The organism is Paenibacillus sp. N119s, from assembly GCF_059447605.1.
Genome location: NZ_JCAJRU010000171.1, coordinates 1 through 11,244, shown reverse-complemented (window position 1 = coordinate 11,244; position 11,244 = coordinate 1). Strand labels below are relative to the sequence as shown.

Below are 11,244 nucleotides of genomic sequence, written 5' to 3'. Positions count from 1 at the left end.
TGAAAATTGACCTTCACGTTCGGATAAAGTTTGTTAAATTCCTTGGCGTAATCCTGAAATACGGTATCCACAATATCTGTCCGCTGTGTGATCACCGTAATTTCCCCTTCCGGACCCTTCGGATCAGAACCGGCAGCTGGCGTACCCTTCTTTGAGCTACAGCCAGTAAACAGCCCTGCTACCAATAGCACGGATAGCAATGACATCAAAACCTTGGACAACTTCATGAGACGACCCCTCCTGTTGTTTTAAATAAGGTTATCGTTAAACTAACAAAATCATTTTATTATGTTAGCGCTTACCGTGTCAATTACAATATTTTTTTGTGAAAAGAGTGCCCGTTTATTATGTTAAAACACAAATTTAGTATGGTTGACAGTTTATGAATACATAGATAAGATACCTTTTGTAAGGTTACCGATAAACTAATAATTTCATTTTCCGAAGGAGGCTTTGTCTCTTGGAAACACTAGTGCACGAAATTAAACAGGAATGGCAGGAACACATACTCCCATTCTGGCTAGGCCTGAAAGATGAAGAACATGGCGGATATTATGGCGAGGTAGACGTGGATCTGCACACCCATAAACAAGCGGACAAAGGGGGCATCGCCACTGCGCGGCTGCTCTGGTCTTTCTCAGCAGCAGCCCGTGTAACAGGGGAACGTGCCTATGCAGATGCGGCACGACATGCTTTCACCTTCCTGCGAGATCACCTGCTTGACCCATTACATGGGGGAATATACTGGATGGTGAACTACAACGGGCAACCTGTGGATACGTGTAAGCATGTTTACGCGCAGGCATTTGCGATCTATGCGCTGGCAGAATATGCACGAGCTACGGATGACCCGAATGCATTGCCACTGGCAATGGAACTGTTTCACCTGGTGGAGCAGAAAGGGTATGACCCTGCTCTACAAGCATACGGGGAACAATATGATCGATCTTGGAACGCACAGCCCAATGAGCTGCTTAGTGAAAATGGAGTCACCGCGCATATTACTATGAATACGCATATCCACGTTTTGGAAGCGTATACCCAATTGCTGCGCGCTCAGCCAAACGACGAGGTTCGGGCTGCACTGAAGAACGTGCTGGATATTTTATATCAGCGTGTTTACGATGCTTCCGCTCGGCGGTTGGGAGTATTTTTCGACCGCGAATGGCGCTTACTGCTTGATCTGACCTCATATGGTCACGACATCGAAGCCAGCTGGCTGATGGACGACGCTATGAACGTGCTGGATGATCATCCATCCGAGTATGTGAATATGGTGCTGGATATTGCCAGTGCCGTAGCTGAGCGGGCTATTCAGCCAGACGGATCGCTCATCAACGAGCGGGAGGGAGAGCGGGTAGACACTTCACGTATCTGGTGGGTACAGGCCGAGGCAATGGTTGGCTTTTATAATGCGTTTCAACGGACACAAGATGAAAAATATTTGCAGATTGTACGAAATCTATGGACTTATACCCAACAATATATCATTGATTCGCGCGCCGGAGGCGAATGGTTCTGGTCAGTTCAGGCAGATGGTAAGCCTGATGCGAGAGAGATTGCAGGACCTTGGAAGTGCCCATATCATAACAGCCGATTTTGCATTGAAATGCTGGAAAGGATGGAAAAACAATGATTCATAGCAAATACGATGAGCTGCTAGCGCAGCAAGAGGAACTGATTACTCGCCCCAATGAGGTCAAAACCTCCTTTTACAATGGTATCTACGAACGCTACCTCTATCCGGTGCTCACACGTCATCATGTTCCCATTCACTGGCGGTTTGATCTGGATGCCCAAGCCAACCCCTTTTTTATGGAGCGACTGGGTGTAAATGCAGCATTGAACCCTGGAGCGATCTATCATGAAGGAAAATACATTCTTGTTTCGCGCACCGAGGGGCTGGACCGAAAGTCGTTTTTTGCTTTGGCCGAGAGCGATAACGGTATTGATCAGTTTCGATTCATTGACGCTCCCTTAGTATGGGATGATATCGACCCGGAAGAAACCAATATGTACGATATGCGGCTGGTGAAGCATGAGGACGGCTGGATTTACGGTATTTATTGCTCGGAGAAAAAGGACCCTGACGCGCCAGCCCACGATACCTCAAGTGCTGTCGCTCAGGCCGGACTGGTCCGCACTCGTGATCTTCGCACATGGACACGGCTTCCCAATATCACTACCCAGTCTCCGCAGCAACGCAACGTTGTCCTGCACCCTGAATTTGTGGACGGTCAATATGCCTTCTATACTCGTCCCCAAGATGGGTTTATTTCCACCGGCTCAGGCGGAGGCATCGCGTTTGGTCTCTGCAAAGATATTACACAGCCCGTCATTGAGCATGAGACAGTCATTGATGAGCGTTGCTATCATACGGTATACGAAGTCAAGAACGGGCAGGGCCCTGCCCCGATCAAAACGAGTCGCGGCTGGATTCATATCGCTCACGGGGTACGCAATACAGCTGCCGGGCTGCGATATGTGCTGTATACCTTTGCCACCAGCCTAGAAGACCCTACGCGCGTCACTGCCAAGCCTGGCGGGCATTTTCTGGCTCCTTATGATGAGGAACGCGTGGGTGATGTTTCGAATGTTATTTTTTGCAATGGAGCCGTTGTTAATGAACGAGATGAAGTCTTCATATACTATGCGTCCAGTGATACCCGTATCCACGTAGCGACAACCACCATCGCCCGACTGGAAGACTACACCTTCAATACACCGTCCGACCCATTGCGTTCTCTCGGCAGCGTCGCTGTCCGCCGTGAGTTGATCCATCGCAATGAAGCGTTATTACAAGCACGTACCCGTCCTTCCCAGCAGATCTAAGCCTGTAAGCTTTATCATGATTACGGAACCATGTATACTATCCATAGAACGACTGTTACCCGCAGGCTAATTGTTGTTCTATAGGCAGCTATGCTGCCAATCCTTGTATCTATACAAAGCGGCTGCACCGCTAAGCTCATTGAATTTTCTACAAGCGGATAAGCTATTCATATTCACCTCAGCATTTTGCAACCAATTATCTGGATGTGGGCAAAGTGCTTATCTTTTTAAAATTGGAAGGCGGAACAGGAATGAAGAGCAACGTAACGATGCGGGATATTGCAGATAAGCTGGGAATAAGCAGCGTGACCGTGTCGAAGGCGCTCAATGACAAGGATGGGGTTAGCGAGGAGTTAAAGGAACGCATTAAGACACTCGCAGGCGAAATGGGATATCGTTTCAATACCGTTGCCAAGTCCATGAAGGAGGGGCTCACCTATAACATTGGTGTGGTCATCCCTGAACGTTTTACCGGTCCTGGCCAATCGTTTTACCTGCACATTTATCAGCAAATTTCACGGGCGCTGGAGCCATACGGCTACTACGGTATCCTTCACATCCTCCATCGCGAGGACGAAGAACAGCTTAATCTGCCACGTATCTATTACGATCGTAAGGTGGACGGCTTTATTCTTCTGGGACAAGTGAGCAAGCCATATATTGAACTGGTACAAACCATGGACCAGCCTAAAATGTTTCTCGATTTTTATGATGAGCATGCCGATATCGACTCGGTGGTGACAGATAATTTTTACGGAGCCTACGAACTGACCAACTATTTGATCGCACAGGGGCACCGGGATATTGCTTATGTGGGGAATATCTATTCCACTAGTAGTATTCAGGATCGTTTCCTCGGCTACTATAAATCCTTGCTGGAGCACAGGTTGCCTCTCCGTAACGAGTGGGTGCTCAGTGACCGGGACGACGAAGGATCTTATGTTGAAATGGAGCTGCCTCAGCCGCTACCGACTGCCTTTGTATGCAACTGCGATCAGGTCGCTCACAATCTGGTGCACAAGCTGATGGGTCTGGGATACCGCGTACCTGAGGACTGCTCCGTGGTCGGCTTCGATAACGATGTATACGCCACGCTTATTGTTCCGCAACTGACCACAGTCGGCGTAGACATTGAGCAAATGGCACGTACTGCGGTGGACTCAATGATGAAAAAAATAAGCCATCCCGGCAGTCGTTTTGGTCGAGTCCTTGTGCAGGGTCATATTGTATATCGCGATTCCGTGCAGTCCCTTGAGAGGTCATGATCCATGAATATTCCACAATCAAAAGCCGCTCAGCATGTCGCTGGAGCGGCTTTTGACGTTTAAAATTTGCAGCGTGATCATCGGGCTTGCCCTTCAATTAAGAGCGCTGAGCGACAAAGGAATTGCCTGCCCGATTGAGAATCGGCAGCATCCGCATTTCCTGCCCCATCGAAGCTTGACACAGTGGACAAGCCGGCTCGCTCAAAAAGGTGAAATCCGTTCTCATCCATCCGTTGCAACCCTCGTTGGTACACGACCAAATAGTCGTATTTTCCTCTGGAATGACTTCCGGGGCCTGGCGTCTATACATGTATATCCCCCCTCGGTTGTTATAGGGGAACATCCCCTGTCGGCATACTGTTAATTCCCTCCTGTGCGGGTATTAATATGCTCCAACCTACGAAAAATATGCGTATTTTACCAAAATCCTTATTTGCGGATAGCCTTGGTCCAAAAGCCGCCGTGAAATTGCTTCGGCTCCACCGTAATGACATAAGCCTTTGGGTCCAACTCCAGAATGGATTGATACAGCTTGTTCTGGTTTTTCCGCTTGGCCAAAATTTCCATTACCAGTCGTTCTCCATCACGTCCACTGCCCAGCCAGGCTGTAACTCCGTAGCCTTTGTCCCGCAGCGCATTGGCTATTCCTCCATTAGTCTCATTGCTGATCACCTTTACGGTGACATAACCAAGCGCTATTTTTTCCTCAATCCATGCCCCAATAAGAATACCCAATGCGTAGCCTATAGCGTATACCGCCAAACTTGCCACATGATCCAGATATTTGAGCACGACATTCAAGCCCAATACATAGACCGTAACTTCCACGGTGCTAATAAGCGCAGCAATGTACTTCTGTCCTTTCAGCGTCAAAATCATGCGCAGTGTATACGCCGATACATAGATGAGTTGAATCACGAGAATAAACAATAAAATTTTGAGCATATGCTCACTCTCCATTCCACGATCTAATTAACCCCATATCCAACATTATACCCCTGTCTGTGATCTACAGCCTTACGTTTCGTATTACCCTCGCTCGGGTAATGACTAACTACAGCATGCTGAATGAGAGTTTGATTATATAAAGGAGGGCTAGACCATGAAGGATAACGGAATCAGCGATAAAATCAAAGGTAACGTCAATAAAGCTAAAGGTGAAATCAAGGATCAAATCGGGAACGCTACGGATAATAAGTCCCTGCAAGTCGAAGGTAAATTGGATAAAGCCAAAGGTCATCTTCAGGAAACAGCAGGCAAGCTGAAGGACCATAAATAATCCAACTTTTGAGACTTTAACGGACTTTCCTACAAACAAGTTTCGCTGTCTTGTGCAGCGGACTTGTTTTATTTTGTTCGGATACTTTTGGAAAAATATTTACGCAAACAGGGCAACTTTTACAGTCGCTTTTGCGTCTAACTAGTATAGGCATAACCAATAACAACTCTTCCAACCTGTTGGATTTTGCATGTATTAATGTTACTCTAGTCTATGTATCACGCTATAATTCTTAAATAAAGGGGTAGACCGACGAATGAAATCATTGAAGTCCATGAAGAAACCAGTCATCATCACTGCCGTATCGGCCTTGGCCATCTCCGGGGCTCTGTTCAGCCAATCTACATATGCTGCACAAGTAACTAAGCCGATCCAAGCAGTATATAACAATATTAAAATTATCTACAACGGAACCGAGGTTCCTGCTGATGCTAAAACAGAACCATTTCTGCTGGATGGCGTGACGTATATCCCGTTGAAGCTGGCAGGTACAGCTTTGGATAAAAAAGTAACATGGGATGGCACCAACAAACGCGTGGTCATTGCTGACAACGGTGTTCCTATTGATCAATCTACAGTTACAGCATTGAATAACCAAATTTCAACGCTCACGCAGGAACTGAACACAGCGAAAGCAGCGAACACAACGAAAGATGCTACCATTGCTCAACTGCAAAAAGACAACCAGACGCTGAAAGATGAAGCGAGCAAAAATAGTTCAAGCTCCTTGAAAGATCTTCAACGTAAACTGAACGATGATCACAGAGATGACTACAACACCAACTCGGATATCACTCTGGATGGTAACAAAAACGATATTACGGTGACCATTGAAATGACAAAGTCCAGATGGACTGACCTAACCAGCAGCAGAAAGGAAACCTTCCTTGAAGACATCGGTGAAGATATTTTGAAAGAGTATAAAGATGCCGATATAGATGGTACGGTTAAAAACTCCAGCAATAGGGATAAAATGGCGACCTTTACAATCAACAGCAGAGGCAAGGTTTCTTTGAAGGATGTAGCTTCTTCTCTGGATGCAAGTACGATCCAACGTAACTTGTCCGATAGATATGGAACCTATAATGGAGTCGGCTTTGATTTCACCGTAAGAGGCGACAGCAATGAAGCTATCGTCGAGGTTTATGTAAATTCGGATGACTGGAATAAACTTTCGAACAATCAAAAAAACAACCTGACAGATGGCGTTACTGATTATCTTAAAGATAAACAGTCTGTATCCAAAGTCGTTGGATATGTACGTAATAAAGGAAACAATAGTCAAATCATTACTTTTTAAGATTAGTCTTTCGAAAAAAGCGACAAAGGCTCTATAGCCCTTGTCGCTTTTTTTATGATTCACTACCATCATGTATTCATTATTGAATCAGCCTGCCTACAGAAGTGATATATTTTATATAATCACTATCCGCATTAGTTGTACCGATATTTTTTGTATAAAGCAATTGACCTGCGCTAGTTATCTTGACTTTGTGAAACGAACCGGGTTTAGAATAAGGGTCTACACTATAAGTCCCTTTGCCATACACAATCATAGGATTAAAGTCAATTTGTTTGAAAGCGGGCGATAAATCGGTCTTATACGTAGCATGAATATTCAGTACGCCCTGCTTTTGATCCCAGTCAAAGGAAGTAAGATCAAATGCATTCGCATCAATGACTTGAGCTAAGTCTTGTCCCTTAAACCTCATAAGAACTGGACTTTCCGTAAAGCTATCATGCCTTAGCTTCAATAAGCCACGCTTGGAATCCCACTCCATCTTCGCGTCTGTATTCTTCAACAACATGGTTACTGGCAAAAACATCGCGTTGCTTTTCATGATGGGGACTGTGTCCATTGTCACCGACTCACCGTTAACTGATATTTCGGGTGATCCAATCGTAACCGTTACATTACGCCCCAACAAATCAATAGAAGCTGTTTTGTTCGCTGCATTGTAAGTTACTTTGCCGCCCAGTATATCTTCAACCGCTTGGACCGGTATAAGCAGTCTCCCCTTCGTATCCACAAAAGGTGAGGCAGGATAAGTGTATAAAACGTAATGATCATTGACCTTCAGGTGTATGGGGGTCTGAGCTTGAGCTGATGTTGAATTCGAGTGTACAGTAGCAATACTAAATAAAACCATAAGGCTTACGAACAACCTGATTTTCATAATATCCTCCTTTATTCATAAACAGCTCAAAAATACAACTGTTTTGTTTATAACTAACGTACCTCCACCAACGCATATAGTCAACCATAATTTATAATACCTACCTAATTATAGAATACGATACCTTCTCAACAGTCTTTTAATTCATAAATACATTAATAATATCCATAAGCATAAAAGTATTTAGCGCTGGAAGCAGAATACATCACTGTATTCCAATTAGAAAGGGGAAAATGTATATGATGAGAAGTTTTGTTAAGCGTAGAGCCAGGTCGAGCATTGCACTAGTATTCACTTTATTATTAGCAATCGCAGGCGGACCATCAGGCACAATGGATGCCCCGGCAGCGATGCCGAATCAGAACAATAAGCAGGATGTGCCCACCTTCTCTAATGTATCGGTTCATGATCCTTCGATTGTCAAAGACGGTGACACTTATTATGTGTTTGGATCGCATATCGCCACAGCAATGTCCAAAGATCTCACACATTGGACCTCTTTTGCAAGCAGTTACACAACGCCTGGGAATACTCTTTACGGAGATTTATCATTTAAGATTATCTATGAATGCGTAAACATCGCTAGTGTCAAAGAATGAAAAAAGAGAGCGCTGAACAGCGCTCTCTTTCAATAATTCATATAAAATGTAATGAATATTAATAGGCCAAAGCAAAAAGTCCTTTGATGTGGGACAAGTAACGGATGTTACTGCCTTCTTTCATCAAAGTAGCTACAGCGCCTTTCAGTTGGGTGCCATTCGCGCCTACAGTACCGATCGCGTCTGTTCTTCCCAGGCTGCCCAGTGTGCCGGAGAATACTGGTGTGAATTGTTCCATTTTCGCTCCATTAAAGTAAGCAAAAAGGTTGTAACCCACGGTTTCGCCCATTTGCCAAGCCAACTGTGCAGTTGGAGGGTATGGACGCTCGCCTTCACTTGGGAACACTACTGCGCTGTCGCCAGCGAGGAAGATGTCTTCGTGAGAAGTCGATTGCAATGCGCCATTCACCGTTGCGCGACCGCGGTTTACCTCGATACCAGATGCGCCAACCAGTGCGTTACCTTGTACGCCGCCTGTCCAGATCAGTGTGTTCGTTTTGATCGAACGTCCGTCTTTCAAGAGAACTTCGTCAGCTTTCATCTCTGTAATCGGAACACCCGCTACGATTTGAACGCCACGTTTCTCAAGGCTTGTTACTGCACGATCAACCAGTGGTTGAGGGAAGCCTGCCAAAATAGATGGTCCAGCTTCTACGCAATACAAGCTGATATCTTCGTAGTTGATGCCTTTTTCACGGCACACTGCAGGCAGTTTGTCGGCATATTCGCCCACCAGCTCAACGCCTGTCAGACCGCCGCCACCGATAACGATGGTAGCATCCGCTTTGTTACCGGATTGCTTGTAAGCATCCAGACGAGCTTCCACATGTGCACGGATGCGATTGGCTTCTGCCACTGATTTCAGTGTGAAGCTATGCTCTTGCAGCCCCGGAATACCGAAATATGCCGTTTCACTGCCCAGGGAAATAACGAGAGCGTCATAGCTCAATGTAGCACCACTGGCCAGGGTTACTTTCTTATCGTCCGGTTTGATTTCGGAAACCGTATCCACTTTCAGGATAATATCCTTGTTACGCAGCAGTTTTTCCAAAGGAAGCGCCACAGCTTTTTCGGCAATCGTACCTGCAGCCAAACGGTGCAGTTCCGTAATAATTTGGTGCGACGCAAAGCGGTTTACCACTGTAATGGTTGCTTGGCTAGCGTCCATATGCTGGCGTGCTGTAAGAGCGGCCAGCAAGCCGCCGTATCCGCCGCCCAAGATCAAAATTTGCTTCGACATGTCCATCCTCCGTTCTCGATCAGGTAATTATTTGCTTTCGCGTTGGCGCTCATTCAGAATATCCAGGAAAGCCTGGCTGAAACGCAGCGTTTTTTGTACATTAGGATCTTTAAGCATTTTGAGCAGGCCAAACAGACCTACACTGCCATCCGTAGTTTGTACACGGTCATTTGCTTCAATTGCAGCAGAAGCCAATCCTTTAGCTGAATCTGTAACAGGCTTCACAAACTCACCCATGGAGTTTTTCATATCTCCGATAAAGACAGGGTCAGTTGCCAGACTGCGTGCTACATCATAAGCATCGGTCATAAAAGTAACCATTTCAGTCAACTTTGGCAGATTCTCTACCAGTACGGTCAGCGATTGCTGAACCTCCGGTTTCATCAATTGGTCCAATACATCCCGAGACTCTTTGGTAGCTTCTTGTGTTACGGCCACCTCTTGTTGGTTTTCAGACATGCGTGAACGTCCTCCTTTACTGTGAAAATAGAAGTCCATTCCTTTCTCGTAACCTGTATCATAAACTCTAGCAATAAAACGTTAATGAATTCGCCCTTAAACATGCAAGAAGCACAGCTTAAACTGGCCTATACCCTAAAGGGCAAGACTGGTGATCGCAGATGCCAATTGTATATTGCCTGGACGTTATTCTGTTGTTGTTACTGCTGCGGAATATCTCACGAAGCGCTCCTCGTGACTACAACAGGACGAAACGGAACCCTATACCTCTATATTACACCTTTCACAACCCAATCGTCGAAGAAATTTTAAATTTGCACAAATTTCTGCAATTTTTTTATTGTTATTTTAGATAAAAATTAGAATAAGCACGATTTTTGTCTAAGTTTACCTTAATAAAGAGGGTATTTTGTACTAGAAATGGATAATAGAGAGAGTGAGTTTGGTCGATTTCCTAAGAATCGGTCTTGGTGTGCAAGGTGTCCTCAGAAGCCTCGGGGTTCTCGGGAGCAGCGGGAGGCTCGAAATCATCAGAATTCGGTAGCGGTACGCCAGACTCGATGAATTCCTCTACATCACGGGCAGCTTTAACTTGATTGCACTCGTTGCAGGCACATACACAATTTACCGGCGTGGTGTGCCCACCTTTAGCCCGAGGAAGTAAATGATCAATTGTGTCGCCATAGCCTCCGCAAAAAAAGCAGGTATAGCGATCACGTTTAAGCACATATTGACGGAATTCCTTGTTGCTATAAAGCCTGCGGACCGTGTACGGATTTACAATCACCGCCATGCGTTCTCTGACCAAAGTCATCGCCAGGTCAAGCTCGATCTCCTGATACCAGCGTCTCCCTTGGTCCGTTTTGCCCCTTAGCCGAATCAGGCCGTTGCGATTAAGTCGCAATGCATGGGTATCCGCAGGCTTCAGTCTGCTAAGCAAGTGACGAACTCGCTGCCGATGGCGCTCGCGTGCTTTGTCCGTGATGGGCTTTCTGCGAGGCCGCTCAGACTCCATAGAAGCCAGCCCGGACGCCTCCAAAGGATGCGCAGATGTATCTGCTTCAAGGCTACGCCGTCCCGCGGGAGCAACCGAGGGCTTCGTGCCCTCTTGGGAAGGAGCGGACGTAACCGCTCGTTCTTGCGGGGCTAACCCCCGGCAGGAACGGCAAGGACCACGCCGGGAATAAGGACCCGCCCGGCGACCGGTTCTACGCTGAAAATCCGTTAATGGCTTTATCTCCTGACAATACGTACATTTTTTCATCAGCGGTTCTTTTGCTTCATCCTTATTCTGCTGTGGATTTTTCACGTCTATCTCTCCTTCCCTCTCTTGTTCAAGTTTCATGGTTTGCCTGAAATCCGATCTATTGCTAAGTTACACTTATTTTAACGT

General features: G+C 46.0%; 11 protein-coding genes and 2 pseudogenes. 6 read left to right on the top strand and 7 right to left on the bottom strand.

What is annotated here, in order from left to right; translation table 11 throughout:
• Positions 1–227, bottom strand: a pseudogene (locus AC5V8P_RS18055) (carbohydrate ABC transporter substrate-binding protein); the annotation flags it as partial.
• A 233-nt stretch (positions 228–460) separates the two neighbouring features.
• Between AC5V8P_RS18055 and AC5V8P_RS18050 the strand changes: the two are divergent.
• The 3 genes from AC5V8P_RS18050 (at position 461) to AC5V8P_RS18040 (ending at position 4,097) form a co-directional block, all read left to right on the top strand.
• Positions 461–1,636 (top strand): AGE family epimerase/isomerase, encoded by a 1,176-nt coding sequence (locus AC5V8P_RS18050; protein WP_064797656.1) that lies wholly within the window; start codon positions 461–463, stop codon positions 1,634–1,636.
• Complete coding sequence (locus AC5V8P_RS18045) at positions 1,633–2,832, top strand: glycoside hydrolase family 130 protein (protein WP_064797655.1); 1,200 nt, start codon at positions 1,633–1,635, stop codon at positions 2,830–2,832. Before AC5V8P_RS18050 ends, AC5V8P_RS18045 begins: the two co-directional genes overlap by 4 nt.
• Before the next feature lie 251 nt (positions 2,833–3,083).
• A complete protein-coding gene (locus AC5V8P_RS18040) occupies positions 3,084–4,097 on the top strand; it encodes a substrate-binding domain-containing protein (RefSeq protein ID WP_064797820.1) in 1,014 nt (337 codons plus the stop codon).
• A 97-nt stretch (positions 4,098–4,194) separates the two neighbouring features.
• Here the strand turns inward: AC5V8P_RS18040 and AC5V8P_RS18035 are convergent, their stop codons facing one another.
• Together AC5V8P_RS18035 and AC5V8P_RS18030 are read right to left on the bottom strand one after the other, a co-directional pair.
• Positions 4,195–4,407, bottom strand: coding sequence for a cold-shock protein (locus AC5V8P_RS18035; protein ID WP_064797654.1), 213 nt, complete (start codon positions 4,405–4,407; stop codon positions 4,195–4,197).
• 119 nt (positions 4,408–4,526) lie between these two features.
• Positions 4,527–5,042, bottom strand: a complete 516-nt coding sequence (locus tag AC5V8P_RS18030; protein WP_064797653.1) for a DUF2179 domain-containing protein — start codon at positions 5,040–5,042, stop codon at positions 4,527–4,529.
• A gap of 157 nt (positions 5,043–5,199) precedes the next feature.
• Between AC5V8P_RS18030 and AC5V8P_RS18025 the strand changes: the two genes are divergently transcribed.
• Together AC5V8P_RS18025 and AC5V8P_RS18020 are read left to right on the top strand one after the other, a co-directional pair.
• Positions 5,200–5,376, top strand: coding sequence for a CsbD family protein (locus AC5V8P_RS18025; RefSeq protein WP_064797652.1), 177 nt, complete (start codon positions 5,200–5,202; stop codon positions 5,374–5,376).
• A gap of 256 nt (positions 5,377–5,632) precedes the next feature.
• Positions 5,633–6,676, top strand: coding sequence for a stalk domain-containing protein (locus AC5V8P_RS18020; protein WP_064797651.1), 1,044 nt, complete (start codon positions 5,633–5,635; stop codon positions 6,674–6,676).
• Positions 6,677–6,755: 79 nt separating this feature from the next.
• On the opposite strand, the gene AC5V8P_RS18015 is transcribed toward AC5V8P_RS18020, so the two are convergent.
• A complete protein-coding gene (locus AC5V8P_RS18015) occupies positions 6,756–7,553 on the bottom strand; it encodes a stalk domain-containing protein (RefSeq protein WP_064797650.1) in 798 nt (265 codons plus the stop codon).
• Positions 7,554–7,792: 239 nt separating this feature from the next.
• Between AC5V8P_RS18015 and AC5V8P_RS18010 the strand changes: the two are divergent.
• Positions 7,793–8,104, top strand: a pseudogene (locus tag AC5V8P_RS18010) (LamG-like jellyroll fold domain-containing protein); the annotation flags it as partial.
• Between the two features lie 106 nt (positions 8,105–8,210).
• Here the strand turns inward: AC5V8P_RS18010 and AC5V8P_RS18005 are convergent.
• The 3 genes from AC5V8P_RS18005 to AC5V8P_RS17995 all read right to left on the bottom strand — a co-directional run bounded on the left by AC5V8P_RS18005 (position 8,211) and on the right by AC5V8P_RS17995 (position 11,160).
• Positions 8,211–9,392, bottom strand: a complete 1,182-nt coding sequence (locus AC5V8P_RS18005) for an NAD(P)/FAD-dependent oxidoreductase (protein WP_063207223.1) — start codon at positions 9,390–9,392, stop codon at positions 8,211–8,213.
• 27 nt (positions 9,393–9,419) lie between these two features.
• Positions 9,420–9,851: a DUF1641 domain-containing protein gene (locus AC5V8P_RS18000; RefSeq protein WP_013373648.1), complete on the bottom strand. Its 432-nt coding sequence runs from the start codon at positions 9,849–9,851 to the stop codon at positions 9,420–9,422.
• A 454-nt stretch (positions 9,852–10,305) separates the two neighbouring features.
• Complete coding sequence (locus tag AC5V8P_RS17995; protein WP_064797648.1) at positions 10,306–11,160, bottom strand: HNH endonuclease; 855 nt, start codon at positions 11,158–11,160, stop codon at positions 10,306–10,308.
• Between the last annotated feature and the right edge of the window lie 84 nt (positions 11,161–11,244).